Raw genomic sequence first — 25,835 nt, forward strand, 5'->3', positions numbered from 1 at the left:
ATTACCCATCGCTAAACTATTTGGTTTATCGATTGTCCAAAGCTTATGGATTAAAGGACTGAATGAAGAATGCGACATTGCGCCAGCTCAAGGTTTTCGAGGCCGTCGCCCGCAACCTGAGCTTCTCGCGGGCCGCCGAAGAGCTGCACCTGACGCAGCCCGCGGTGTCCATCCAGGTCAAAAAACTGGAGGATCACGCGGGCCTTCCGCTGTTTGAGCAACTGGGCAAGAAGATCCACCTCACGCCGGCGGGTGTGGAAATGCTGCATTCCAGCCGCATCATCATCCAGCAGTTCAAGGAAGTGGAAGAGGCCATGGCGCAGTTCAAGGGCGTCTCCGGCGGCAAGCTGAACGTTGCGGTGATCAGTGCCGGCGATTATTTCTTCCCGCGCCTGCTGGTGGAGTTCGCGCGGCGCCACTCCGGGGTGACGCTGGACTTCGGTGTCTGCAACCGCGAAGAACTCCTGAACCAGTTGACCGACAACCTGACGGATCTGGCCATCATGGTGCGCCCGCCGCTGGACATGGACACCGTGAGCGAGCCTTTTGCACCGCACCCCTACGTGGTGGTGGCCGCCCCCGACCATCCGCTGGCAGCCAAAAAGCGCATTCCCCTGTCGCGCCTGGCGAGAGAGCCGTTTGTGGTGCGCGAGAAAGGGTCTGATACCTGGAACTCAATGGAGGAAGGTTTTGGCGATCACCTGGCCGATCTCAACATCGCGATGGAAATCAAGAGCACGGAGACCATCAAGCAGGCGGTGATTGCGGGCATGGGTGTGAGTTTTCTATCTGCACATACCATCAGCCGCGAACTCCAGGTTGGCAGCTTGACGGTGCTCGATGTGCAGGGTTTTCCGCTGATGCTTCACTGGTATGTGGTGCACCGCCGTAACAAGCGCCTGACGCCGGTGGCGCAGGCCTTCAAGACTTTTCTGATGAGCGACGGCGGCGCGCTGATCGAGCAGACCATCGGCTATCGTCCCAAGCCCGTCAACCGCCCCAAACCGGCCGCACCCTAGCAAAAAATCAGCGCAGGTAACTACTCACCTCGCACTAGTACTGCAACCCGGAAGTAGCAAAACAAGATGAAAGTGATGGCTTCGCGCCCAGGGCAAGGCGCAAGCCGCAGCGAAGGCTGTGCGCCTTCGCAAGGATTGCAACGCCGCCATGAGTGCGAAGACGCGCTTTCATGTTTCGATATTTTCGGGTTGCAGTACTAGAGGAGCAGCAATGCCAGCGCCATCGTGGAACCGGCTTTGCCGGGCCACAGATGGTGTCCCCTGTAGGGGAAGACGCCGAAGGCGGCTCAGGGGGTGAGTGGTTATCAGCGCAGCAGGAAGTACGCAGCCAGAACGTACAGCACGGCTGCGAATACTTTCTTTAGCGGCCGGATGTCCATGCGATGCGCGGTGCGCGCGCCCAGCGGTGCCGTGCTGATGCTGGCCAGCGAGATGACGATCAGGCCCGGCAGGTAGAGAAAGCCTACGGAGCCGGGCGGCATTTGCGGCAGATCCCGGCCGGCCCAGATGTAGCCCAGCGTGCCGGCCAGTGCGATCGGAAAACCGAGTGCAGCCGAAGTGCCCACGGCGTCGTGGATTTTCACGTTGCACCAAGTCATGAACGGCACCGAGACAAAAGCGCCACCCGCACCCACCAGCGAAGACAACACGCCGATGACGCCGCCCATGCCGAAGGTACCCAGTCGGCCGGGCAGGGTGCGGCTCGGTTTGGGTTTGCGGTCCAGGAACATCTGCGTGGCAGAAAACGCCACGAAGACCGCAAACAGGATGCTCAGGATTTTCCCCGGCAGTGCCGCTGCCAGCTGGGCGCCGACCAGCGCACCCAGCAGGATGCCGGGTGCCAGCAGCCGGACGATGGGCCAGAGCACTGCGCCGCGCCGGTGATGCGCACGCACCGACGACAGCGAGCTGAAGCAGATGGTGGCCAGCGAGGTGGCCACGGCCATCTTCACCGTGTACTCCTGCGGAAAGCCCTTGGACGTGAGGATGAAGGTCATGAAAGGCACCATCAGCATGCCGCCGCCGATGCCCAGCAGGCCGGCAAGAAAGCCGGTGCACAGGCCCAGCAGGAGGAGTTCGGCAATGAGTTGGGGCTCGAGGGACATTGGATCTGCGCTGGTAGGCGTGACCCCGGTCAAGCCCGGGATGATGAGAAGAAAAAAGGTGTCTGCGAGTACCACCGGACCGTCATCCTGAACCAGGGTTCAGGTGGGCGAGGGCAGTCGGGTTTCGGGTTCGTCTAACGCGAGACGATCACGCCTGCCTGACAATTTACCAAGCCCGTGCTCTAAGAGCATTGGTTCAAGGAAATATAAAGCCCGGTGCGCACCGCAGACAGTTTGATTGTAGGCGCTGGCGCCCCTGTTGGCGAGCGGCTTTACAGCAGGCGGCCATCCACGCCGAGCGCGCTGTCCAGTCGCTGCAGCAGTGCCGTCAGTTGGGGTTGCGCCGCGGCTTCCGCCGCTGACATGGCCGCAACCTGCGGTTTCGCGGCAATGGTAGTGGAAGGCGTGACGGTGCGTGAAGTCTTCAGCGCATTCGCTTCGAGTTCGGACAGCTCGAAGGCCAGGTTCAGGGCAGCCAGCACCGCGATACGGTCGCGTGCCTTGATTTTTCCGGCATCGCGGATCTTGCACATGGCGGCGTCGACTTTTTCCACGGCGTCGAGCAGCCGGGCTTCACCGCCTTCAGGGCAGCCGAGCAAATAGCTCTGGCCCATGATCTGTACATCAAGCTGCTTCATCCTGGATTCCTCAGTTGACCGCTCGTCATCGCCATCATCGGCCCGACCCCACAGGTGTTCTGCCGTTGGCATGGTCTGTTGCGGGCGCGGACACATCCGGCAGGCGGTCGAGCAGGGCATCAACGCGGGCCCGGGCTGCACTGAGGCGTGAGCGCAGCGAATCGCGCTCCTGGGTCAGTTCATGGACCTGTTCGCCGAGCAGGGCATTGGTACGCTGCAGCTCCTCGTAACGCAGCAGGAGCCGCTCGACGCGTTCGGCAATCTGGTCGATGTGGGTTTGGTTCGCCATGGCAACTTCAATTGTAGGGTTTGCACGGTTTTGGCGCGTAGAATCTTGCCTGTTGGTGCTCGCGGTGTGGTTCACACGCCGCAGTTCAACGGGAAGCAGGAGGGAGTCTTGGCCATCCGCATCGTATCCGGTGCGAAAGCGCTGTGACTTTTTAACCTGCGCTGCCCCCGCAACGGTAAAACGGACGAATGCCGCTCCCTGATTCAGGCGGGCACATTCAGCTTTCATCTTTAGCCACTGAGCGTTTTGAACACGCACTTGGGAAGGCGATGAGAGCAGTTCCGTCAGCCCGGATACCGGCCAACAAGGTGAACGCGCGCGTCCTTTATCCGACCGGGCGTTTTTAACGCTCATGCACTGGCGGGGAAGCCGGTGAAGGCCTTTTGTTGAATGTTTCCCTTCATGAAAACCCGTGTTTTTTATGCGCGCCTTGCCGCGCTGCCGCTGGCTTTGGCTGCGGTTTTTCCTGCATTTTCCCAATCTGTCGCCGCGCCGCAGCTCAAGGAAACGGTGGTCACGGCAACCCGTAGCGAGCGGCCGGTGGGTGAGGTTGTGGCCGATGTCACCATCATCGACCGGGAGGTCATCGAGCGCAGTGGCGCTGTCGGGCTGGTGGACGTGCTTGCCCGCGTTCCCGGCATCGAGATCACGCGCAACGGCGGCACGGCAAGCAACAGCAGTGTGTTCGTCCGCGGTGGTGAAAACCGGCATACCGCGGTACTGATTGACGGTGTCCGGGTGGATGCCCAGACCACCAGCGGCGGTACCAGCTGGAACGCCATTCCGCTCGCGCAAATAGAGCGCATAGAAATTGTGCGCGGCCCCACCAGCGCGGTTTATGGTTCGGACGCCGTCGCCGGGGTGATCCAGATTTTCACCAAAACAGGGCAGGGGCCTTTTGCGCCCGCCGTGAGCATGGGTTACGGCTCGTACCATACCCGCCGGCTTGATTTTTCGGCCAGCGGATCGGTCGATGCTTTTGACTACTCGTTCGGCGTGTCGGAAGGCGGCAGCGAGGGTTTTAATGCCCGGCTCATTGCCGCCCAGAACCCCGACGCCGACGGCTACAAGAGCAGCAGTGCCAATGCAAAGTTTGGTTTCAAGTTCGCTCCCAACCAGCGTCTGCAGGCCACATTTCTGCAAAGCCGGGTGGATTCGCAGTACGACAGCGGCCTGACCCGCGACTACAGGCGCATCAGCCGGCTGCAGACCGCCGGCCTGCAATTGCAATCGCAATGGACCGAGCGCTACAGCACCAGGGTGGGCCTCAGCCAGGGGACGGACGAGGGCGAAGAAGTCATAGGAGCCGCCTTCGACCAGACAAAAACCAGGAACCTGCTCTGGCAGAACGAATACAAGCTTGGCCCCCATCTGCTGAGCGCCACCCTGGAAGAGCGGGAGTCGGAGTTTCTCCTGACCACGGCCCCGCGCATAGATCGGGCCAAGTCGCAAAGCGGCTTGGGCCTGGGTTATGCATGGTCTGAAGGGGTGCACACGGTGCAGCTCAATACCCGGCACGACACGGACAGCGAGTTTGGCGGAAAAAGCACGGGTTCTGCGGCCTACGCCATTGCACTGACGCCACAGTGGAAACTTTCCGCGAGCGCGGGTACCTCCTTTCGCGTGCCCACGCTGTACCAGCGTTTCAGCCAGTATGGGGTCGCCACACTCAAGCCCGAGTCCGGCCGGAGCACTGAAATCGGGCTGAAGTATGCCCAGGGCAGCAGTGAATTCGGCGTTGTGGCCTACCAGAACAAGGTGAGCGACTTGCTGACTTTCCTGTCCGGCGCATCGGCAACGGGGTGCCCCCGCCCGGCCATCGGCTGTTATTCCAACACGGCGCAGGCGCAGTATGAAGGCCTGACTTTCTCCGCGGCAGGCAAGGCCGGGCGGTTCGGTTTGTACGGGTCGCTGGACATCCAGAACCCCAGGGACATGAGCCTCGACAAACAGCTGGCGCGCAGGGCACGCCGGCATGCCACTTTAGGCGCGGACACCCGCATTGCTGGCTGGACAGTGGCTGCTGATCTCCTGTTGTCGGGCAAGCGTTTCGATACGGCGGCCAACACCACCGTGCTTCCGGGTTACGGGCTGCTCAATCTCAGTGCCTCCACGGCTTTGTCGAAGGACTGGAAGCTGGTCGCCAAGCTGGACAACCTGACGGACAAGATCTACCAGACGGCCAGCACCTACGCCATGGCACGCCGCACCGCGTATGTCGGTGTGACATGGGCGCCCCTGTAAAAAGGCAGCACTGACATGCCTGTTCCATGCCCCGCCGTCCTCATTGCCGCACCGGCCTCCGGCCAGGGCAAGACCACGGTGGCCTGCGCCCTGGCGCGGCTGCACACGCGCCAGGGCCGGCGCGTGCGTGTTTTCAAGTGCGGACCAGATTTTCTCGACCCCTACTGGCTGTCGCTGGCCAGCGGCGCGCCTGTGCATCAGCTCGACCTGTGGATGACCGGCGAGGCGGACTGCGCACGCCGCCTGCACGATGCCGCGCAGGCGGCGGACCTCATCATTGTCGAAGGCGTCATGGGCCTGTTTGACGGCCTGCCGAGCGCGGCCGATCTGGCCCAGCGTTTTGGCCTGCCGGTGCTGGCTGTCATTGATGCCAGCGCAATGGCGGGCACCTTCGGCGCGCTGGCCTGGGGGCTGCAGCATTACCGTGAGGGCCTGCGTTTTGCCGGCGTGCTGGCGAATCGGGTGGCGTCCGACAGCCATGCGGCCATGCTGGAGGAAAGCCTGCGCGAGCCTGCGCAATGGCTGGGCGCGCTCATCCGCAGCAATGCCATGACGCTGCCCGAGCGGCACTTGGGCCTGGTGATGTCTGATGAACTGGGCGACGCCATGCAGCGGCTGGACGCCGCGGCGGATGCGCTGGCCACCACGCCTTTGGGGCAGATGCGTGGAGATGACCTGCAAGCCTGGGCGGTCCCCTTCACGGCACCCGATGCGCAGGGGTTTCCGTCCGGTGCCTTGCAGAGCCGCACGGTGGCCGTGGCGCGCGATGCGGCTTTCTGTTTTATCTACGCGGCCAATCTTGATTGCCTGCGTGAACTCGGCGCACAGCTGGTGTTTTTCTCGCCCCTGGCCGACAAGGCCTTGCCCGCCTGCGACGCGCTGTGGCTACCCGGCGGCTACCCCGAGCTGCATGCCGAAACCCTTGGCGCTAACAGCGCGATGCGGGCTTCTGTCGCCGGCCATGTGCGTGCCGGAAAACCGGTCTGGGCAGAGTGCGGAGGCATGATGGCGCTGTTTGATGAATTGCAGACCGTCGATGGCGCGTCGCATGCAATGTGGGGTGTACTGCCCGGCAGCGTGACTATGCAAAAACGCCTCGCCGCCCTCGGTCCGCAGCAACTGGGCTTGGCCGGCGGCACCCTGCGCGGCCACACTTTTCACTACTCAACCTGCGCGACGCCGTTGCAGCCTGCCACACACACCGAAGCCGCGCCGGGGCGCAAGCTGCGTTCTGGCGGCGAGGCGCTTTATGTTTCGGGTTCCGTCAGGGCCAGTTATTTCCATGCCTGGTTTGCCTCGAACCCCACGGCGGCCGCGCAGCTTTTTCTGGAGCAAGCCTCATGAGCGCAACAAGGACAGACTGGCGTGTGCTGGCTACTGGCCAGGGCACCGCAGCGTATGGCCCGCAACGCATCGTCTGCCTGACCGAGGAGCCAACCGAATGGTTGTACCTGCTGGGTGAAGAGCGCCGCATCGTCGGCATCTCGGGCTATACCGTGCGGCCGCCGCGTGCGCGCGAGGAAAAACCCAAGGTCAGTGCTTTCCTCAGCGCCAAGATCGACAAGATCGTTGAGCTGCAGCCCGACTGCGTGATTGGCTTTTCCGACCTGCAGGCCGACATTGCCTCACAGCTGGTCAAAAAAGGCATCCAGGTCACCATCTTCAATCAGCGCAGCGTCGCCGAAATTTTCTCGATGATGTACCAGCTTGCCGCCATGGTCGGCCAAGCGGCGCGCGGCCTGGCGTTGATCCAGGGCATGCAGCAACGCCTGCTGGCGATCGAGGCTACGGCTGCCACGCTGCCACGGCGGCCGCGCGTTTTTTTTGAAGAATGGTACGACCCGCACATCAGCGCCATTGCATGGGTGTCTGAACTCATCGGCATTGCCGGCGGTGACGACTGCTTTCCTGAGCTTGCTGCCCAACCCATGGGCAAGGACCGCATCATCGCCGACGGCGGCGAGATCGTCCGCCGCAACCCCGACATCATTCTCGGCTCTTGGTGCGGCCGCAAATTCAAGCCGGACCATGTGCGCGCACGCACCGGCTGGGAAAACGTCAACGCCGTCAAAAATAGCCAGCTGTTTGAAATCAAGTCTTCCGAGATCCTTCAGCCCGGGCCGGCGGCCCTGACCGACGGGGTTGAGCAGATCCACCGTCTGGTAATGCAATGGAGCCAAACCCATGCTTGAAGTCGCGCGCAGCGAGCTCATTCTCGGCGGCCAGCGCAGTGGCAAGTCACGCCGCGCAGAAATGCTGGCGCGCCAGTGGCTGGCGCAGTCGCCCGCGCACCGAGCCGTGCTGGTCGCTACAGGCCAGCCCTGGGACGATGAAATGCGCGAACGCATTGCGCGTCACCAGCAGGACCGGGCAGAACGCGTGCCGGGCATGACTACTGTCGAAGAGCCGCTACAGCTGCCGCAGGCGCTTGCGGCACACGGCAGCGCGCAGACGCTGGTGGTGGTGGATTGCCTCACGCTGTGGCTGACCAATTTGCTGATGCCGGCCGAAAAATTTAAGAAAAATCGGCCTCCAGCCCTTTCCCTGCCTGGGCAGACAGCTATGCTTTTGGAAGCAATCGACAGCAGTCCCGGCCCGCTGGTGCTGGTTGGCAACGAGATCGGGCTGGGCGTGATTCCGCTAGGGCGCGAGGTCCGCGCCTTTGTTGATGCGCTGGGCCGGCTCAACCAGGAGGTGGCGCAATCCTGCGAACGCGTGACCCTGATGGCGGCGGGTTTGCCGCTCATACTGAAGGGCCAGCCATGAAAAAAGCAGCCATTCTTCTGACGCTGGTCTGCTGCATGGCGATGGCGCCAGCCCGCGCCCTGCAACTGGTTGACGACCGAGGCGTCACCGTCACTTTTGCCCAGAGCCCGCAGCGCATCGTCAGCCTGCTGCCTTCGCTGACCGAAAGTGTCTGTGCGATGGAGCAGTGCCATCGCCTGGTCGGCATTGACCGTTATTCGAACCACCCGGCCAGCGTGCGCAGCCTACCCGTGATGGGCGGCGGGCTGGACCCGAACATCGAAGGCATTGTTGCGCTCAGGCCGGACATGGTGCTGCTGGCGACTTCCTCGCGCGCCAGCCAACGCCTGGAATCGCTGGGCATCAAGGTGGTGGCGCTGGAGCCCAAAAGCCACGCCGATGTGCGGCGTGTGCTCGGCAAGATCGGCGTGCTGCTCGACATTCCCGACGCGCAGGGGGCGGAGCGCCTGTGGCGCATCATTGACGCCAGCATCTCGGCCGCGGCCCAGTCGCTGTCGCCCAGGGCCAGAAGTGCGCGCGTGTATTTTGAAGTCAGCCGCGGGCCTTATGCCGCTGGCGAGTCGTCCTTCATTGGCGAAACACTCACGCGCCTCGGTGTGCGGAATGTGATTCCCGCATCGCTGGGCCCCTTCCCGCGGCTCAACCCCGAGTACGTGGTGCGCGCCAATCCCGATGTGATCATGGTGGGCAACCGCAGCATGCAGGCCATGGCGTCCTACCCCGGCTGGGGCGGCATCAAGGCAGTGCGCGAGCAGCGCATTTGCGTGTTCGGCGTGGTCGATTCCGACGTCGTGGTGCGGCCCGGCCCGCGCATGGCCGAGGCCGCCCGCCTCATGGCCAAGTGCCTGGAGGACAAAGCGCCGTGAGTGCGGTGGCCCTTCCTTTTCCGAACCAGCATCGCCAGGCCCTGTTGCTGGCCCTGGGCTTGCTGCTGGCCAGCGCGGCGCTGCTGCTGCTCGGCGTGAGTGTGGGCAGCACCGGTTTCGAAAGCGTGCGCAACATGCTGGACGATGCGCAGGCCCTGCAGATCGTGCGCGAGATCCGCCTGCCACGCACGGTGGGCGCCTGGCTGGCCGGCGCCCTGTTGGGCCTGGCCGGTGCGGTGGCGCAGGGCCTGTTCCGCAACCCGCTAGCTGACCCCTATTTGCTGGGCAGCGCCTCGGGCGCTTCGCTGGGTGTGGCCAGCGCCATGGCGCTGTTCGGCGTGTCGCCGTTGGCCACGCACTGGCTGGCGCGCATCGGGCTCACCGGCGCGGCTTTTGTCGGCGCCGTGCTGGCCGTGCTGCTGACCCTGTTGCTGGCCAAGGGTGTGCAGCACACCCTGCGCCTGCTGCTGGCCGGCGTGATTGTCGGTGTGGTGCTGGGCGCCTTCACGTCGCTGATCTTGCTGCTCACGCCCGAGATCATGCAGGCCATGCAGTCCTTCATGCTCGGCAGCACTGGTTTTGTCGGCTGGACGGCGTGCGCCGTGATGGCGGCAGTGCTGGCGGCCAGCATGCTGGCCGCATGGATGATGAGCCATGTTCTAGACGGCCTGGCCTTGGGCGAATCCACCGCGCAAAGCCTGGGCCTGCGCCTGCCGCAGATGCGGGTGGCGCTGGTGGCGGTGCTGGCGCTGGCCACCGGCACCGCCGTGGCGCAAACCGGGTTGATTGCTTTTGTCGGCCTGGCTGCGCCGCACTTGGTGCGTTCTGTCGTCAAGACCACGCACGGCCGGCTGATCGTTCTGGCCAGCCTGATGGGCGCAGTGCTGCTCACGGCGGCCGACACCCTGGCGCGCTGGCTGGTGGCGCCGCAGGAGTTGCCGGTGGGCGTGCTGACAGCCGTACTCGGCGGCGGTTACCTGCTCTGGCTGATGCACCGGCACACCGGAAGAGGGGCCGGCCTGTGATGCCAGACACTTCTTCAGTTGCTATGAATTCAGTAGCTATTGACGCCCGCCGTATAAGGGCCAGGCTCGGAAATGTCGAGGTATTGCACGGCATTTCACTGGCGCTGCCGGCCGCGCGCTGGACCAGCATTGTCGGCCCCAACGGCGCCGGCAAATCCACTTTGCTCAAGGTGCTGGCCGGTTTGTTGCCGCACCACGGCGAGGTGGCTTTGCTTGGCCGGCCCCTGCATGCCGTGCGCGCACGCGAACGCGCGCAGCAGCTGTCATGGCTGGGCCAGAACGAAAGCTCTGCCGACGATCTCACGGCGTATGACGTGGCCATGCTCGGGCGCCTGCCGCACCAGGCCTGGCTGGCACCACCCAGCGCACAGGACCACGCCGCCGTCGAACGCGCGCTGCAGGCCACGCAAGCCTGGGAGTGGCGCGGCCGTGCTTTGGGCCAGCTCTCGGGTGGTGAGCGCCAGCGTGTGCTGCTCGCACGCGCGCTGGCGGTCGAGGCGCAAGTGCTGTTGATGGACGAACCGCTGGCCAACCTCGACCCACCGCACCAGGCCGACTGGCTGCGCATGGCGCGCGCACTGGTGAGCGCCGGCAAAACCGTCGTCAGCGTGCTGCATGAAGTTTCTTTTGCGCTGCAGGCCGACGACCTGGTGGTCATGGCCTCCGGCCAGGTCACGCACCAGGGCGCCTGCGGCGCTGCGGCCACGCATCGGGCGCTGGAAGAAGTGTTCGACCACCGTATCGCCGTTCACCAACTCGCCGGCCAGTGGCTGGCCGTGCCCAGAATCTGAAAGTCACACCATGCAAATAGAAACACCCCCGACAGAAAAGCGCTACGAGAAACCTGAGGGCGAACGCCGCGGCCTCATCATCGTCAACACCGGTGACGGCAAGGGCAAAAGCACCGCCGCTTTCGGCCTGGCCCTTCGCGCCCACGGCCGCCACCACGTGCATGGCAAAGCCGTGAAGATTTTCCAGTTCATGAAGGTGCCGAGCGCGCGCTTCGGCGAACACCGCATGTTCGAGCAGCTTGGCATTCCCATCGAAGGCCTGGGCGACGGCTTCAGTTGGAAGAGCCAGGACCTGGAACACTCGGCCCAGCTCGCGCGCAACGGCTGGGAGAAGGCCAAGGCGGCCATCCTGGGCGGCGAGAACTTCATGGTGGTGCTGGACGAGCTGACCTATCCGCTGATCTACGGCTGGATGCCGCTCGACGATGTGTTGCAGACCCTGAAGAACCGGCCCAAAGATGTGCACGTGGTCATCACCGGGCGACGCTGCCCGCCCGAGATCATCGAAATCGCAGACACCGTGACCGAGATGACCAAGGTCAAGCATGCGTTCAACGCAGGGATACCGGCGCAGCGCGGTATTGAAGATTGAAGATGGCGGCGGTCCCACATCCGGCCTCGGTCTGCACGTGGCCGCTTTCCTCCTTTCCTTCTGACCGGTGATGCTGACAGCCTGGCACCTCCTGCAGCAACCGGCAGCGCTGGCCGCGGCTGTCAGCTGCCTGCTGCTTGCCTTGTGGCTCGCGCTGGCCATCGACTGGCGCTGGGGTGAACCTGCTGCGGCCTGGCACCCGGTGGCCTGGATGGGGCGCTACCTTCATCTGTTTGGTGCGCGTCTCAAGCGGCTTCCTCCGGCCGCGGCTTTTACCGGCGGCGCGCTGGCCTGGTGTGCTGGTGCGGCTGCCGTGGGCGGGCTTGCGTTCGGGCTGCAATGGCTGTTCCTGCTTCAGCTGCTGCGCCTCGACATCGCTTCAATCGGGGGCGGCCTTCTTGGCGCCGCGCTGGTGTTGCTGTTGGCGCTTCTGCTGAAACCGTTGCTGGCCTGGCGCATGTTGCGCGATGAGGTGCTGGCGGTGGAGGCGGCCCTGCAGACCTCGCTGGCGGCGGGGCGGGAGCGGCTGGCCCGGCTGGTGAGCCGCGATGTCAGCCAGCTCAGCGAAGGCGAGGTGCGTGAAAGTGTCATCGAATCATTGGCCGAAAACCTCAACGACTCGGTGGTGGCGCCTGTCTTCTGGTTTGTGCTGCTGGGCTTGCCCGGCGCGGCCGTTTACCGCTTTGCCAACACGGCCGATGCGATGTGGGGCTACCGTGGCGAGTGGGAGTGGGCCGGCAAGTGGGCGGCGCGTGCCGACGATGTGTTGTCCTGGTTGCCTGCACGGCTGACGGCAGCCTTGCTCTGGCTGGTGGCGGGTGAGTTTCATCTGGCCGGCCTGCGACGGGAAGCCGCGCAAACGCCGTCCCCCAACAGCGGCTGGCCGATGGCGGCCATGGCACTGGCGCTCGGGGTGTCGCTTTGCAAGCCGGGTGTCTACATCCTGAACCAGGCGGGCAGGGCGGCGCAGGCGGTGGACACGCAGCAGGCCGTGGATATTGCATCAAAAGTGGTTCTGGCCCTTTCTGCATGTGCGCTACCAGCTATGTTTTTAATAGCGTTATGGATAAACTGATGGACGCTGCAAACAGGCTTCCCGCGCGCAGCCACGGCGGCGCAGACGGCCAGGGCGTGCCGCTGCATGATTTTTCAAGCAACAGCAACGCTTGCGGTCCGTGTCCGCAGGCGCTGGCTGCCGTGCAGCAGGCCGACGCATCGGCCTACCCGGATCCGGACTACTCGTCGCTGCGTGGGCAGCTCGCCGCCTTTCATGGCGTGCCGGTGCACAGGGTGTTGCTGGCCGGGAGTGCCAGCGAGTTCATCTTCCGCGTGACGTCGCTGGCCGCGCAGCGCGCGGGCGCGGCCGTCTGCTTACCGCCCTACAGTTATGGCGACTACGCCCAGGCAGCGCGCGCCTGGAAGCTGCCGGTGGTGGCCGAGCCGGCGCAGGCCCAGTTGCGTTGGGCCTGTGATCCCTCAAGCCCGCTGGGTGCCGCGCAAGCCGGGCTGAACCAGCTGGCCGATGCGAGAGCACTGTGCGTACTCGACCGCGCTTACGAGCCGCTGCGTCTTGGCGACGCCATGGCCCTGCATGCCGAAACCCTGCGGCTGTTCTGGCAGCTGTGGACGCCCAACAAGGCGCTGGGCCTGACAGGTGTGCGCGCCGCCTATGTGCTGGCTCCTGCCGGCTCGGAAGACGCGGTGGCGCAACTGGAGAGCCTTGCACCTTCATGGCCGGTGGGCGCGCATGGGGTGGCCATGCTGCAAGCTTGGACCTTGCCGGCCGTGCAGGCCTGGCTGGCCGGCAGCCTGGTGAGCCTGCGTGAATGGAAGGCGCGGCAAATCGCGCTGTGCGAGTCGTTGGGCTGGGCCTGCCTGCCCAGCGAAGCCAACTTCTTTTGCGCCAGACCTGCCGTGCCGCAGGGTATCAGTTTGACGCAGGCGCTGGCGCAGTTGCGCCTACAGGGCATCAAACTGCGGGACACCACGTCGTTTGGCCTGCCCGGCCATGTGCGCCTGAGCGTGATGCCTCCTGCCGCGCAAGACGCGCTCGCAGCGGCTTGGTCTGTGTTTTGTGCGTCAAATTGACGTACAATTTACAGAACTGAAGCCCTGCCATGCCCTCTACCATCCCTCGCACCGAATCCGCCCGTATCAATTTGCGCACCAGCCCGGAAGCCAAGGCGCTGATTGAGCGTGCTGCAAGCATCATGGGCGCCACTGTGTCCAGCTTCATGCTGCAAAACGCCTATGAAGCGGCGCGGCGCATCGTGGCCGACAAAGACACACTGATGCTTTCGCAAGATGCTTTTGAAGCTTTCGTAGCGTCGTGTGAACATCCCGCAGAGCCTACCCAAGCCCTGATTGATCTGATGGCATTGCGCTGAATGCCGGTTTCCATTGAATTGCTTGCCGCGCATCACCAACGCGCGGGTTTCGACTGCGGCGAGCCCGCGCTCAACGAGTTTTTGTCTCGCCAGGCCGGACAGTTGGGGCGCAAGGGCTTCGGCAAGACCTATGTGGAGCTCGGTGCGGATGGCCTTGCCGTGGTCGGGTTTGTGACCTTGAGCGCGGGACAAGTTGAAACGCAGAGCCTGCCCGCCAACCTCAAGCTGCCACGCTACCCCGTACCCATGCTGCGCATTGGCCGCCTGGCCGTGGACAGCCGTGCGCAGGGGCAGGGCACAGGGCGGCAACTGCTGTCTTTTGCGTTGCAGCTTGCGCTGGAATTTTCAAGAAGCGTCGGCCTATATGCCGTGGTGATCGACGCCAAGCACGACAAGGCCAAGGATTACTACCAGACGATGGGATTTACTTCAACGCTGGATGATCCGCTGTGCCTGTATCTGCCGCTTGCCGTGCTGGAAAAGGCGATACGCACGGATAACCCGCACGGTGGGTCAAAGCCATGACCGCAAAAAGCGTGATGGTCCTGGGCACCACCAGCGGCGCCGGCAAAAGCTGGCTGACCACAGCCCTGTGCCGCTATTACGCACGCCAGGGTTTGAAGGTCGCGCCCTTCAAGGCGCAGAACATGAGTAACAACGCAAGGGTGGTGGCCGGCGGGGAAATAGGCAGCGCCCAGTATTTCCAGGCGCTCGCGGCGCGCGCCGTTCCAGAAGTGCGCATGAACCCGCTGTTGCTCAAGCCGGAGAAAGACACACAAAGCCAGGTCATCTTGATGGGCCAGGTCAATGCCGAGCTTTCGCGCATGGCCTGGCGCGGCCGCAGTGCCTCGGTCTGGCCGGTGGTGGCACAGGCGCTCGACGAATTGCTGGAAGAAAACGATGTGGTTGTGATCGAGGGTGCAGGTTCACCCGCGGAGATCAACCTCAAGGACAGCGACATCGTCAACATGCGTGTGGCGCAACATGCCCATGCCGCTTGTCTGCTGGTTACTGATATAGACCGGGGCGGTGCGTTTGCGCATCTGTACGGCACCTGGGCCATGCTCGACGAAGCAGAGCGGCAGTTGATCAAGGGTTTCGTACTCAACAAATTCCGCGGGGATGCGACGCTGCTCGCGCCCGGTCCGCAGATGCTGCAGGATCTGACTGGTGTGCCCACTGTTGCAACCTTGCCGATGTGGTGGCAACACGGCCTGCCGGAAGAAGACGGTGTATTTGATGCCAGCAGCGTGAGCTCTGGCGCCGTGACGCGGACTGTCGCTGTCATAGCCTACCCACGCATCAGCAACCTTGATGAATTCCAGCCGCTCAAGAATGTGCCCGGCATTCATCTGAAGTGGGTGCGCAGCCCAACCGAACTTGCCGGCCTGGCGCCTTCGGACTGGGTCATCTTGCCGGGCTCCAAACACACCAGCGGTGACCTGGCCTGGCTGCGCGCCCAAGGTCTGGACCAGGCCATTGCCGCACACGCCGGTCGTGGCGGAGCGGTACTCGGCATCTGCGGCGGCCTGCAAATGCTGGGCGAAGCGCTGATCGATCCGCACGGCATCGACGGCAACGGGCCGGGCCTGGGCCTGCTGCCGGTCGTCACGCTGTTTGAAGAAAGCAAAACCGTCCAAAACCGTCAGGCCTGTTTCACCTCGGTCAGCGGGCAGTGGTCGGCGCTGTCGGGCGTGAAGGTGCAAGGCTACGAGATTCACCATGGTCAGACCGCGCCGCACAGCGCCATGGCCGCGGCCGGCGATGTGGCGCATGCCGTCATGCCCGAAGGACTGGCCTGGCAGAACGGCAGCGGCAATGTGATGGGCGTCTACCTGCACGGCCTGTTTGAAGACTCTGCCGTGTTGCACGCGCTGTTCGGGGCCTGCACGCCGACGCTGGAGTCGGTGTTTGAGAGCCTGGCCGACTACATGGCGCGGCATTTCGAAGCGGGGGTGCTGGACGCGCTGATTGCGCCGGTACCCGGGCGCGCCGCCTGACAGGGCGGTGCGCGGCTTATAGTTCGACCGGTTGCGGTGCACCGCCTTCCGCGCTCCGGTGGGGTGAAGGCTCCCGCTTTTCCCAACAAGCGTCTGAAGGATAGCCGTGCTCACTGTGGTCCTGGCCAATATTGCCGTCGTGTCTCTCGCAGTGATCATTCACTACGAATGCCTGCTGCGGCTGACCTTGCTGCTCGTCCGGGTGAAGATCCGGCATCGCCTGCGTATCCTGCTGGGCGTCGGCGGTGCGCTGCTGGCCCACGCGGTGGAGGTCTGGGTGTTTGCCTTTGCCTACTATTTCATGCACCACGCCAAGACATGGGGTGGCTTGACGGGGAGCTTCAATGGCAGCCTGATGGACTGTGTGTATTTTTCCTTCACGACCTTCACCACACTGGGCTTCGGCGATATCCAGCCCACAGGTGATCTGCGCTTCCTGACGGGCATCGAGTCATTGACCGGGCTGGTGTTGATCACCTGGACGGCGTCCTTTCTTTTTGTAGAGATGCAAAAATTCTGGGACTCCAAGTAGTTCGTCAACCGCCCAAGCCTTGTCGCGAACGTCTCGTGGCGCCTAACTCGTGCACCCGGATCGTGCACCCGGAGGTCTATCCGGGATCAAACGTGACCAAAGTCACCAGAGGCGACGTGTAACTAATGGTTAACGCTATTTGAAAGGAACATGAAAGGAGTTGCTTCCTAGGATGAGCTTTCAAGTCGACGAACTTGCAACCTAAGGAGACAGCATGAAGTTTTTGGCAAATACCCTTCTGGCACTGGTACTTGGTGCCTGCGCCACCGCGGTCACCGCGCGCACCTTGGTCGTTGGCCAAGTGGCGGAGCTCTCGGGCCTCGCAAACGCGGATGAAAACGCTTTGGGTGCGCGCCTGTGGTTCGACCATGCGAGCGTCCAAGGGCCGCACCGATACGTGGTTAAAGCGCTGGACGACCAACGTGATCCGAAACAGACTGTCCTGCAGACCCGCAAATTGGTGGAGGAAGACAAGGTCGTCGCACTTTTCGGTTATCGAAGCACGCCTTCGCTTTCAGCGGTTGCACCCTTGCTTGAGGAACTGCAGATTCCTTTGGTAGGGCCTTACAACGGCTCAGAAAGCGTGCGTACCAAAGGTGGGAACTGGATGTTCTTCCTGCGGGCGACCTACCAGGATGAAATCAGTCGCCTCGTTGAGCATGTGCGTGTTACCGGCATCCGCAATGTCGCAATCGTTCATCAGCAAGACCCGTTTGGCACCGAACAGTCCAAGGCATTTGCGACCACCCTGGAGGCCGCAGGCATCAAACCGGCGAATATTTACTCGTATGACCGAAAAACGCTCGACACCAAAGATGTCATCCAGGGATTGACCGATACACGGCCTCAGGCGGTACTCATGGCATGCACCTCGCAGGCGTGTGCCAGCATCATTAAAAAAATCCGTGAGACGAACGAGAAGATGATGTTTCTGACCTTGTCCAACGCGGTCAATGACGAGCTTTTGCAGTCGATCGCAAAAGTCGGGCGTGGTGTGCTTATGAGCCAGGTAATGCCATTCCCGTGGAACAGCAACGTAGCCATCGTGAAAGAGTTTGACCGCTTGAACAAGGCAGCAAAAGTAAAGGTGCCCGTATCGCACGCCGCTCTGGAAGGTTTTGCTTCGGCAAAGCTGTTGACCATCGCCGCGACCAAGGCTGGACCTCAGGCCGACGCGAGTCGTATCGCCGAAGTTCTGCGGACAACGGGGCCCATTGATCTGGGCGGCATTGTCTACAGCCCGATGACCAAAGGCGGCCGTTATGTTGACCTGACCATGGTTTCCCGGGATGGCCGACTCATTCGCTGAGCGCATTGTTTCTTCCACTCGCAGGTTCTCCTTTGCCTGAATCAGATATAGCAAGGCATCTGCCTCCCAAGACAAATATGAAAGCACGACGAACTGATCCCCTGCACCTTTGGTTTGACCCGGTAATCGACAGAGGCGGGATTTGCGCTCCTTTCAGGGCGCTTGTGTAAGGCGCCGGTCACGGACGCTTTGTACCGACGCCCAACTCCTGCACCAGCACTTTGTACTCGCCAATACTTTTCTTAACGAAGTCGTCCAGTTCGGTGCCTGTTAGTTCAAAGGGATAAAGACCGTGGCGGCTGCGAACTGCGTTGAACCACGGCGTTGCCATTCCGGCTTTGAAACTGTCGACCCACGCTCGGTAGTCTGTGTTGCTCACGTGCTTGCCGACATAGACGCCCCGCACGGTCTGCCACACCACATCAAGCCCTTGCTCGCGGGCCGTGGGTATCGTAGAAGCGGCGCCAGGTAATCGCTTGTCTGAAAGTACAGCCAGGATGCGGACGGGCGCACCGGCCTGGATGGATTGCATGGCCTCCGCAATGTCGCCGCAAAAAACGGTGACATGCTTGCCTTGCAATGCGCTCAAGGCCTCGCCGCCGCCTTCAAATGACACAAAACGCATGGATTTGTGGTCACGCCCAGACTTCTTGACGATGAGTGCGGCCTTGACCCAATCCTGACTGCCTACCGTCCCGCCTGCTCCAAACACGACTTTGGAGCCGTCTTGCCGGAGCTGCGCCACGAGATCACCGAGTGAGCGAATGGGAGAGTCCGCCCTGACGGCGATGGCGCCGTAGTCCGCCCCGAGGGCGGCAACCCAGCGCACATCTGACTCGGTGTGTGGCCCGAACTTTCCCTGCGCGAGATTGAGCAACGAACCGCTTGAAAAGGCCACCAGTGCGCCGGGGTTGCTTAAACGGTTGGTGACCATCCTGTCATAGGCGACCGCGCCTATGCCGCCCGGAAGGTAACTGATGCTCGTGGGTTGGCGACCTGGGCGCCCCGTGTCCAGCAACGCGCCGGCGAGCTTGCAGGTCAGGTCAAATCCGCCGTTGGCTTTGGCCGGCACCAGGCACTCGGGTGCATCCAAGACGCCAGCCTTCAACCCCAGCGGCCATGCCGCAACCGTGCAGGCCAGCAGCCACCAAAAAACATGTGTATTTTTTTTCTGAAATTTCATGGTCGCCTCATTGCAGTGGTCTCGGCCACCAGATGCTGGCCTGCAGGCCGGGGCCGTTCGTCCGGTGATCCAGCTTCATCACGCCGCCATGTCTTTCAGCGATGGCGCGGGCGATGGCCAGACCCAGCCCTGATCCGGTCCCGTGCGTGTGTGTCCTGACAAACCGGTGCCCAAGCAAGTCTTTTTCCGCGTCGGATATCCCGGGCCCACTGTCGGTCACGCTCAGGCTCCAGCCGAGGTCATCTGCGGCAGAAGCAATCGTGATCTCGCCGCCGCTTGGGGTAAAAGAGACCGCGTTCGCCACAAGGTTGAGCAAGGCTTCTCGCAGAAGGTCCAGGTCGCCTGTCGCCACGGCGGTGGGCACGGCGTGCTGCACACCCAGGTCAATGCCTTTGGCCCGCGCCTGCGGCATGCGATTGAGCGCGACGTCTCGGACCAGTGCCGCGAGCTCAAAGTTTTGCGGATTCAGGGCGACAGTGTCACTACGGGCCAAGGTCAGCAACTGGTTGGTGGTGTGTGTAGCGCGGGCGATTTCCAGGCGCAACGCCGACAGTGCCTGCCTGACTAAAGCTGGATCGTCCTCGCCTATCGCATAGTCCGCCTGCAACTGCAGCGTGGTCAGATGGGTTCGCAGCTGATGGGATGCGTCGTCCACAAACTCCCGTTGCTGCAGGGACAAGTCTTTTGTGCGCTGCATCTGTTGGTTGACCGCTTGCACCAGCGGGTCGACCTCGGCGGGCAGCCCCGTACCGTCCAGAGGGGTCAAGTCGTCGGTTCTGCGTGACCGCACCTGTGATGCCAGCCGCGCCAGGGGCCGCACGGCGAGGGCTACCACGAAGGCCACGCAGAGCAGGTTGAGCGCAAAGATGAACCCGTCGCGCAAGGCCGCGCGTGCCACAAACCTGCGGGTAAATTCGTGACGGGACTGCACGCCCTCTGCGACCTGTATCAGCACGTCGCGCGCCGGACTTTGCGCCAGCGGGTGCTCCAGAGCAGCCAGGTAGGCCACCACCCGCACAGCCTCGCCGAAGTAGTTGGCGTCGTAAAAAACAGGAGCGCCGACCTTCAAGGCAGTCGGTGGCGGCGGCAGGTCAGCGCTGCCAATTTCAACCAGGCCGTCGGAACTGGCGATACGGAAGTGGACCTGGTCACTCGCCGTCAGCTCAAAAAATTCAAACTGCCGGTAAGGAAGCTCAACAGACAACCCGCCGGAAGCGGTGGAGATGTTGGCAGAGATGGACTTGGCCGCGCCCAACAGAGAGCGGTCATAGGCGGCATTGGCCGCATCCAGCGCATCGTGGTGGGTCATCCACAACTCTGCGCTCGTGACGATGGCCAGCACGGGCAGGAGCGACAGAAACAGCCGCAGCCTGAGGCTCAGGTTTAAGCTTTCAGCCTTCTTCCAGCGCATAGCCCAGCCCCCGCATGGTGACGATGCGCACGCCCTTGTTTTCCAGGCGTTTGCGCAAGCGATGGACGAACACTTCCACCGCTTCAGGATGCACGTCCTCGTCGTCCGAGAAAACCCGCTCGAGGATTTGTTGCTTGGACATCGGCTCGCCACTGTGCTGGATGAGGACGCGCAAGACCGCATGCTCGCGCGGCGACAAGGTCAAACCTTCCCCGTGCAGCAGAAACTGTTTCTTGGCCAAGTCAAAGATGAGCGAGCCGCAGCACAGGCGCGGGTGCTCGCTGCCCCGGGCGCGTCGCACCAGCGCATGAAGCCGCGCCTCCAGCTCCGCCAGCGCAAAGGGTTTGGCCAAAAAGTCATCGGCCCCCGCGTTGAGCGCCTTCACTCTTTCTGCCAATGAGCCGCGAGCGGTCAGGATCAGGGTGGGGAGCCGCTGGTCCCGCTCCCGCAGCCGCTTTAAAACTTCCAGGCCATCCAGACCTGGCATGCCCAGATCGAGGATCAGGACATCATGGTCATGGTCCCGCAACGCGATGTCAGCCAGCTTGCCGTTGTTGACCCACTCGACCTGAATGCCTATGCCCTCCAGCGCCTTGCTGAGCCAGGTGCCCAAGGTGTGTTCGTCTTCAGCCAGCAGCGCACGCATGGGGTGATGCTACCCAAGCCCAGGCCAATGCGCCATCCGGTCGTTCACGCGGGCTGGATTTTGGCGCGCTCGACGACGGCCTTCCAGCGCTTTTGCTCCGCAGCGATAAATTGGGCGTATTCGGCGGGCGAGTTGCCCACAGGCTCTGCGGCATCGGCGTGCAGGCGTTCCACAGAGCCCGGCGACCTCACCGCCTTGACGGCTTCCGTCGCAAGGCGGGCCATGTTCGCTGCTGTCAGGTTGGCGGGCGCCTGCAAGCCGTACCACTGCGTCATTTCAAAACCAGGGAATCCTTGCTCTGCCACGGTCGCAACATCCGGCAGCTGGGGTAAGCGCTGGGTCGAGCCGGTCGCAATACAGCGAAGCTTGCCCGCCTTGATGTGCGCAAGGATGGCAGAGGCGCCGACGGAGGCTGCATCAAGCCGCCCGGCCAGCAGGTCGGTCAGTTGGGGGCCGGTGCCGCGATAGGGCACGTGCAGCACAAACAGGTCGGCCTTGGCTTTGAGGTATTCAAAAGCCAGGTGGCCGGCGCTTCCGTTGCCTGCGGAGCCATAGCTGAGCTTGCCGGGCTGGCTGCGAGCCAAGGCGATAAATTCCTTGAGATTTTTGGCGGGGACGCTGGGGTGTACCACATAGAGGCTTGGGACTTTTGCCAGCAGGGTGACCGCCTGAAAATCCTTGATCGGGTCGTAGGGCAGCTTGCTGAAAATGTAGGGGTTCACGGCGAGCGTGCCGATGTGGCCCAGGATCAAGGTGTGCTGGTCTTCGGCGCGGGCCACCTCCACCATGGCGATGTTGCCCGCGGCGCCCGGTTTGTTCTCGACGAACACGCTTTGGCCCAGCAGGCGCGTTAGCTCAGCCGCCGTCGAGCGCGCAACAATGTCCGAGCTACCGCCGGGCGCAAAGGGGACGACGAAGCGAATGGATTTGCTCGGCCAGGGTGTCTGGGCGAATGCGCCCGGCGTCAGAGCGCTGCCCGCGCCCAGCGCGGCAGTGGCTTTCAGCAGTTGTCGGCGTGTCCAGGCGGGGTTGTTCATGATGTCTCCAAAGGGTTGATGTCGGTGGATGTTGCCTCGCGCCGGCTTTCAGCCGGCTTTCAGAGCGCCTTAGTGCGGGCGCCAGCCGCATGGCCCGAATGCGAGATCGCCATTGTCAGGGCGGCTGGCTACAATACTGGTCATTCATACAGTTTTACCAGCAACCCCCCATGACTCTCGCCCCCCACACGGACAAGCCCTACGTGGTCGCCGTGCGTGCGCTGTGCGAGTTCACGGCCAAGCTGGGTGATCTGGACTTGCGCTTCACGCCATCGCCTTCCGCGCTGGAAGGCATGGCCGGTCACCGCATGGTGGCAATGCGCCGGCCCGCGCACTACCAGACAGAAGTCAGCCTGAGCGGCGACTACAAAACCCTGCGCGTGCGCGGCCGGGCCGACGGCTACGACGCCGAGCAGGGCCAGCTGGAAGAGATCAAGACTTTCCGCGGTGACCTGGAGGCCATGCGCGAAAACCACCGCCACCTACACTGGGCGCAACTCAAGGTCTACGGCCACCTGCTTTGCCAGAAAGAAGGGCGCTCCGGCGTGCGGCTCACGCTGGTGTACTTCAATGTCGCCACGCAGGACGAGACGCTGCTGACAGAAGAGTGCAGTGCAGCCGAACTGGAAATTTTCTTTGAAGAACAGTGCGAACGTTTTCTTGACTGGGCCGGGCAGGAACTGGCGCACCGCCGTGCGCGCAACGAGGCGCTGCAGACCCTGGCCTTCCCGCACGAAAGTTTCCGTCCCGGCCAGCGCGACCTGGCCGAGGCCGTCTACAAGTCGGCCAGCAGCGGCCGCTGCCTGATGGCACAGGCCCCCACCGGCATCGGCAAAACCGTGGGCACGTTGTTCCCGCTGCTCAAGGCCTGCCCGACGCAGCAACTCGACAAGGTATTTTTTCTCGCAGCCAAGACGCCGGGCCGGCAGCTCGCATTGGACGCGGTGGCGCGCATCCAGCGCAGTGCGCCGGCCTTGCCGCTGCGCGTGCTGGAGCTGGTGGCCAAGGGCAAGGCCTGTGAGCACCCGGACAAGGCCTGCCACGGTGAGGCCTGTCCGCTGGCCAGGGGTTTTTACGACCGGCTGCCGGCGGCGCGCCGTGCCGCCGTGGCGGTTGCCGGGCCACTCGACAAAAACACACTGCGCGAGGTCGCGCTGGCGCACGAGGTCTGCCCGTACTACCTGGGCCAGGACCTGCTGCACTGGAGCGATGTGGTCATCGGCGACTACAACTATTACTTCGACATCAACGCCATGCTTTACGCGCAGACGCTGGCCAACCAGTGGAAGGTCAGTGTGCTGGTTGATGAGGCGCACAACCTGGTAGAGCGTGCGCGCAAGATGTATTCGGCCGAGCTGGACCCGGCGCGCCTGGCGCTGGCGCGGCAGGGCGCGCCCACGGCCATCAAGCCGGTGCTGGACCGCCTCAAACGCAGCTGGTACGAGCTGCACCAGGAGCAAGCCGAGGCTTACCAAGTGTATGACGAGGTGCCGCAGGCTTTTCGCGGCGCGCTGCAGCAGACGGCCAGTGCCATCCTGGACCACCTGGCCGAACATCCGGCGGGCATCGACGGCAGGCTGCAGGACTTTTTCTTCGAGGTGCTGCATTTCTCGCGCATGGCCGAGCTGCTGGACGAACATTCGCTGTTCGACATTACCGACACCGGCGAAAGCGGGGGCGCCGTGCTGTGCCTGCGAAACGTCGTGCCGGCCACTTTCCTGGCCCAGCGTTTTGCTGCCGCACGATCAGCGGCGCTGTTTTCCGCCACCCTGAGTCCGTCGCACTATTACAGCGACATGCTGGGCCTGCCCGACAACACCGCCTGGGTTGATGTGGCCTCGCCCTTCAGGGCCGAGCAGCTCTCGGTGCAGGTGGTGGACGATGTGTCCACGCGTTTCCAGCACCGCGAGCATTCGCTGTCACCCATGGTCGACCTGATGGCGCGACAGTACGCCGCGGCGCCCGGCAACTACCTGAGTTTTGTCAGCAGCTTCGACTACCTGCAGCAACTGGCCGACCTGTTCAAGGCGCGTTACCCGGCCATTCCCGTGTGGGAGCAGTCGCGCGGCATGGAAGAAAGTGCCAAGCGCGGTTTTCTCGAGCGCTTCACGCCCGAGACGCGCGGTATTGGTTTTGCCGTGTTGGGCGGCGCGTTTGCCGAGGGCATCGACCTGCCCGGAAAACGCCTGATAGGCGCGTTCATCGCCACGCTGGGCTTGCCGCAGATCAACCCGGTGACCGAGCAGATCAAGCAGCGCATGGAGGCCAGCTTCGGCAAGGGCTACGACTACACCTACCTGTACCCCGGCTTGCAAAAAGTGGTGCAGGCTGCGGGTCGCGTGATACGCACCGAGTCCGACCAGGGCGTGGTCTACCTGATCGATGACCGCTACGCGCAAGCGCAGGTGCGTGAGCTTTTTCCGGGCTGGTGGAAGGTCGAGTACCAGCAGGCCCGGGCGCAGCGGCCGCAGGCGGCCTGAACCGGCGTCAGTCGAACAGGCCCAGCCGGCGCGCCGCAAACATGGCCTGCATGCGGGTGGACACCTGCAGGCGCGCGAACACGATCTGGATGTGCCCGCGCACGGTATGGTGAGACAGATCCAGCCGGCGTGCGATCAGCTTGTCGGACATGCCTTCGCACAGCAGGGTGAGCACCTCGCACTGGCGGGCGGTCAGGGCGGGCTTCGGAGGTTCATCGCCGGCCCCAGAAGAGGGAGGGGGCGCGCAGACGCCGTGCATGCCCGGGTGAAACTGGGCATGGTCTTCAACAGGCAGATTTTGCAATGAATTCATGCCTGAATTAGACCGCCATGCAGCCCGTGCAGCAAGCGCCAGGAGCCTTTCCGGCGGGGAAATGCTGTCACAAAAACTAGTGACAGACAGCGCAAAATAATGGCGCTAGTGCCGTGTTGCATCAAGCATGCAACACTGCACCAGGCTCAGGCAGGCTTGCGGCTTTCCGGCAGCCACAAGGTCATGCGGGTACCCGTGCCGTCGGAGTCCCAACGCACCTCGCCGCCAATCGAGCTGGCCCGGCGCAACTGGTTCTGCAAGCCCTTGCCGCCTTTTTTCAATGCGTTGTCCAGCGAGAAGCCCGGCCCGTTGTCGGTGATGGTCACGGTCACACCGCCGTCGCTGGCACCGGTGCTGACGCGGATTTCCACGGCCTGGGTGTGTTTGAGGATGTTCGCAAACGCCTCCTGCAGGATACGCAGGATATGCAGGGCATTGCGCGGGTCCAGCCAGTCCAGCGCCGGGACGTCCACCACCTCCCAGCGCAGGGTGATGCCGGCGGCGGCCAGGCGGGGCCCCAGACGGAAGCGCAGCGTGGCCAGCAGCAGCAGCAGGTCGGCCTCGACCGGCTCCATCGAGTCAATGGTCAGCTTCAGGTCGTCGATGCAACCCTTGAGCACTTCGGCGACTTCCGCTTCGCTGACGCGGCCGCCTTCCACCACGCGCAGCGCGCTGACCAGCGAAGAGCCCAGGCCGTCGTGCATGTCTTGTGTCAGACGCTGCCGCTCCTGGCTCAGGGTTTGCCGCTGCTCCGCTTCGCGCAGGCGCTCATAGCTGCTGGCCAGCTCTGCCTCGCGTATTTTCAGACGCTGCTCCAGCTGGGTGTTGCTTTGCTCCACGTCGGCAATGGCACCGACGTAGCGGCGGTACAGCAGGGACCCGAACATGGCAAACGTGACGGCATTGGTGTAGGCCCCCAGAAACCATCCTTCCGGGTTGATGACGTTGTTATGCAGCAGCCAGTCGGGCACGCCCAGCAAGGTGCATACGCCGAGGCCGACAACCAGCAACCAGCCTTCGCTGGAACGGCGCCAGGCGCTGATGCCGCCCACGATGCAGACTGTCGCGGCCATCAGCACGACGACCGCGTACATCAGCGGAACGAGGTCGGACGTGCTCGGAAACACCGGCAACACCGCCACCGCGGGCAGCGTCAGCACGCTGGCCAGCACGGTCACGCCGACCACGGCGCGGGTCAGCC

The 25,835-nt window shown here is 63.3% G+C and carries 26 protein-coding genes and 1 riboswitch; of the genes, 17 read left to right on the forward strand and 9 right to left on the reverse strand.

The genetic code is table 11. The features are described from left to right. Nucleotides 1-62: 62 nt before the first annotated feature. Entirely contained in the window at nt 63-1,019 is a 957-nt protein-coding gene (locus ABI660_RS10130) for a LysR family transcriptional regulator (protein ID WP_348067504.1), read from the forward strand. 305 nt (nt 1,020-1,324) lie between these two features. Here ABI660_RS10130 and ABI660_RS10135 read toward each other — a convergent pair whose 3' ends face one another. The 3 genes from ABI660_RS10135 to ABI660_RS10145 all read right to left on the reverse strand — a co-directional run bounded on the left by ABI660_RS10135 (nt 1,325) and on the right by ABI660_RS10145 (nt 3,052). Continuing rightward, nucleotides 1,325-2,125 (reverse strand): sulfite exporter TauE/SafE family protein, encoded by an 801-nt coding sequence (locus ABI660_RS10135; RefSeq protein WP_348067506.1) that lies wholly within the window; start codon nt 2,123-2,125, stop codon nt 1,325-1,327. A gap of 272 nt (nt 2,126-2,397) precedes the next feature. After that, entirely contained in the window at nt 2,398-2,763 is a 366-nt protein-coding gene (locus ABI660_RS10140) for a cell division protein ZapA (RefSeq protein ID WP_348067508.1), read from the reverse strand. 34 nt (nt 2,764-2,797) lie between these two features. Beyond that, entirely contained in the window at nt 2,798-3,052 is a 255-nt protein-coding gene (locus ABI660_RS10145; protein WP_348067510.1) for a cell division protein ZapB, read from the reverse strand. 36 nt (nt 3,053-3,088) lie between these two features. Next, nucleotides 3,089-3,372, forward strand: a riboswitch (cobalamin riboswitch). Between the two features lie 82 nt (nt 3,373-3,454). Here ABI660_RS10145 and ABI660_RS10150 point away from each other — a divergent pair. The 15 genes from ABI660_RS10150 to ABI660_RS10220 all read left to right on the forward strand — a co-directional run bounded on the left by ABI660_RS10150 (nt 3,455) and on the right by ABI660_RS10220 (nt 17,564). Continuing rightward, nucleotides 3,455-5,296: a TonB-dependent receptor gene (locus ABI660_RS10150; RefSeq protein ID WP_348067512.1), complete on the forward strand. Its 1,842-nt coding sequence runs from the start codon at nt 3,455-3,457 to the stop codon at nt 5,294-5,296. Between the two features lie 15 nt (nt 5,297-5,311). After that, nucleotides 5,312-6,640 (forward strand): cobyrinate a,c-diamide synthase, encoded by a 1,329-nt coding sequence (locus ABI660_RS10155; RefSeq protein WP_348067514.1) that lies wholly within the window; start codon nt 5,312-5,314, stop codon nt 6,638-6,640. After that, complete coding sequence (locus tag ABI660_RS10160; protein WP_348067516.1) at nt 6,637-7,488, forward strand: cobalamin-binding protein; 852 nt, start codon at nt 6,637-6,639, stop codon at nt 7,486-7,488. Before ABI660_RS10155 ends, ABI660_RS10160 begins: the two co-directional genes overlap by 4 nt. Then, nucleotides 7,481-8,062 carry a bifunctional adenosylcobinamide kinase/adenosylcobinamide-phosphate guanylyltransferase gene (gene cobU, locus ABI660_RS10165; RefSeq protein WP_348067518.1) on the forward strand — a complete coding sequence of 194 codons (582 nt, stop codon included), beginning with the start codon at nt 7,481-7,483 and terminating at the stop codon, nt 8,060-8,062. Before ABI660_RS10160 ends, cobU begins: the two co-directional genes overlap by 8 nt. After that, nucleotides 8,059-8,928: a helical backbone metal receptor gene (locus ABI660_RS10170; protein ID WP_348067520.1), complete on the forward strand. Its 870-nt coding sequence runs from the start codon at nt 8,059-8,061 to the stop codon at nt 8,926-8,928. Before cobU ends, ABI660_RS10170 begins: the two co-directional genes overlap by 4 nt. Nucleotides 8,929-8,933: 5 nt before the next feature. After that, nucleotides 8,934-9,953 carry an iron ABC transporter permease gene (locus ABI660_RS10175; RefSeq protein WP_348067556.1) on the forward strand — a complete coding sequence of 340 codons (1,020 nt, stop codon included), beginning with the start codon at nt 8,934-8,936 and terminating at the stop codon, nt 9,951-9,953. Between the two features lie 23 nt (nt 9,954-9,976). Next, nucleotides 9,977-10,744: an ABC transporter ATP-binding protein gene (locus ABI660_RS10180; protein WP_348067522.1), complete on the forward strand. Its 768-nt coding sequence runs from the start codon at nt 9,977-9,979 to the stop codon at nt 10,742-10,744. A 10-nt stretch (nt 10,745-10,754) separates the two neighbouring features. After that, a complete protein-coding gene (gene cobO / locus ABI660_RS10185) occupies nt 10,755-11,336 on the forward strand; it encodes a cob(I)yrinic acid a,c-diamide adenosyltransferase (RefSeq protein WP_348067524.1) in 582 nt (193 codons plus the stop codon). 70 nt (nt 11,337-11,406) lie between these two features. Further along, a complete protein-coding gene (gene cbiB, locus ABI660_RS10190; RefSeq protein WP_348067526.1) occupies nt 11,407-12,411 on the forward strand; it encodes an adenosylcobinamide-phosphate synthase CbiB in 1,005 nt (334 codons plus the stop codon). Beyond that, nucleotides 12,411-13,424, forward strand: coding sequence for an aminotransferase class I/II-fold pyridoxal phosphate-dependent enzyme (locus ABI660_RS10195; protein WP_348067528.1), 1,014 nt, complete (start codon nt 12,411-12,413; stop codon nt 13,422-13,424). Before cbiB ends, ABI660_RS10195 begins: the two co-directional genes overlap by 1 nt. A gap of 29 nt (nt 13,425-13,453) precedes the next feature. Continuing rightward, nucleotides 13,454-13,723, forward strand: coding sequence for a DUF1778 domain-containing protein (locus ABI660_RS10200; protein ID WP_348067530.1), 270 nt, complete (start codon nt 13,454-13,456; stop codon nt 13,721-13,723). After that, nucleotides 13,724-14,248, forward strand: coding sequence for a GNAT family N-acetyltransferase (locus ABI660_RS10205; RefSeq protein WP_348067532.1), 525 nt, complete (start codon nt 13,724-13,726; stop codon nt 14,246-14,248). Beyond that, nucleotides 14,245-15,723 carry a cobyric acid synthase gene (locus ABI660_RS10210; protein ID WP_348067534.1) on the forward strand — a complete coding sequence of 493 codons (1,479 nt, stop codon included), beginning with the start codon at nt 14,245-14,247 and terminating at the stop codon, nt 15,721-15,723. The genes ABI660_RS10205 and ABI660_RS10210 overlap by 4 nt, the downstream gene beginning before the upstream one ends. 106 nt (nt 15,724-15,829) lie before the next feature. Beyond that, a complete protein-coding gene (locus ABI660_RS10215; RefSeq protein ID WP_348067536.1) occupies nt 15,830-16,255 on the forward strand; it encodes a potassium channel family protein in 426 nt (141 codons plus the stop codon). Nucleotides 16,256-16,469: 214 nt separating this feature from the next. Further along, nucleotides 16,470-17,564, forward strand: a complete 1,095-nt coding sequence (locus ABI660_RS10220; RefSeq protein ID WP_348067538.1) for an ABC transporter substrate-binding protein — start codon at nt 16,470-16,472, stop codon at nt 17,562-17,564. 178 nt (nt 17,565-17,742) lie between these two features. Here the strand turns inward: ABI660_RS10220 and ABI660_RS10225 are convergent, their stop codons facing one another. From ABI660_RS10225 to ABI660_RS10240, 4 genes are read right to left on the reverse strand one after another with little or no spacing between them, the layout of a single operon-like run. After that, nucleotides 17,743-18,747 (reverse strand): tripartite tricarboxylate transporter substrate-binding protein, encoded by a 1,005-nt coding sequence (locus tag ABI660_RS10225; protein ID WP_348067540.1) that lies wholly within the window; start codon nt 18,745-18,747, stop codon nt 17,743-17,745. A gap of 7 nt (nt 18,748-18,754) precedes the next feature. After that, nucleotides 18,755-20,158: a sensor histidine kinase N-terminal domain-containing protein gene (locus tag ABI660_RS10230; protein WP_348067542.1), complete on the reverse strand. Its 1,404-nt coding sequence runs from the start codon at nt 20,156-20,158 to the stop codon at nt 18,755-18,757. Continuing rightward, a complete protein-coding gene (locus tag ABI660_RS10235) occupies nt 20,139-20,804 on the reverse strand; it encodes a response regulator (RefSeq protein ID WP_348067544.1) in 666 nt (221 codons plus the stop codon). The genes ABI660_RS10230 and ABI660_RS10235 overlap by 20 nt, the downstream gene beginning before the upstream one ends. A gap of 44 nt (nt 20,805-20,848) precedes the next feature. After that, nucleotides 20,849-21,841: a tripartite tricarboxylate transporter substrate binding protein gene (locus ABI660_RS10240; RefSeq protein WP_348067546.1), complete on the reverse strand. Its 993-nt coding sequence runs from the start codon at nt 21,839-21,841 to the stop codon at nt 20,849-20,851. 170 nt (nt 21,842-22,011) lie between these two features. On the opposite strand from ABI660_RS10240, the gene ABI660_RS10245 reads away from it, so the two are divergent. Next, on the forward strand, nt 22,012-24,321 hold the full coding sequence (locus ABI660_RS10245) for an ATP-dependent DNA helicase (RefSeq protein ID WP_348067548.1): 2,310 nt from the start codon (nt 22,012-22,014) through the stop codon (nt 24,319-24,321). A 7-nt stretch (nt 24,322-24,328) separates the two neighbouring features. On the opposite strand, the gene ABI660_RS10250 is transcribed toward ABI660_RS10245, so the two are convergent. Then, complete coding sequence (locus ABI660_RS10250) at nt 24,329-24,634, reverse strand: LuxR C-terminal-related transcriptional regulator (RefSeq protein ID WP_348067550.1); 306 nt, start codon at nt 24,632-24,634, stop codon at nt 24,329-24,331. Between the two features lie 146 nt (nt 24,635-24,780). Then, on the reverse strand, nt 24,781-25,835 hold a 1,055-nt coding region (locus tag ABI660_RS10255), incomplete at its 5' end, for a sensor histidine kinase (RefSeq protein ID WP_348067552.1).

Source organism: Polaromonas sp., from assembly GCF_039930745.1.
GTDB lineage: Bacteria > Pseudomonadota > Gammaproteobacteria > Burkholderiales > Burkholderiaceae_C > Polaromonas.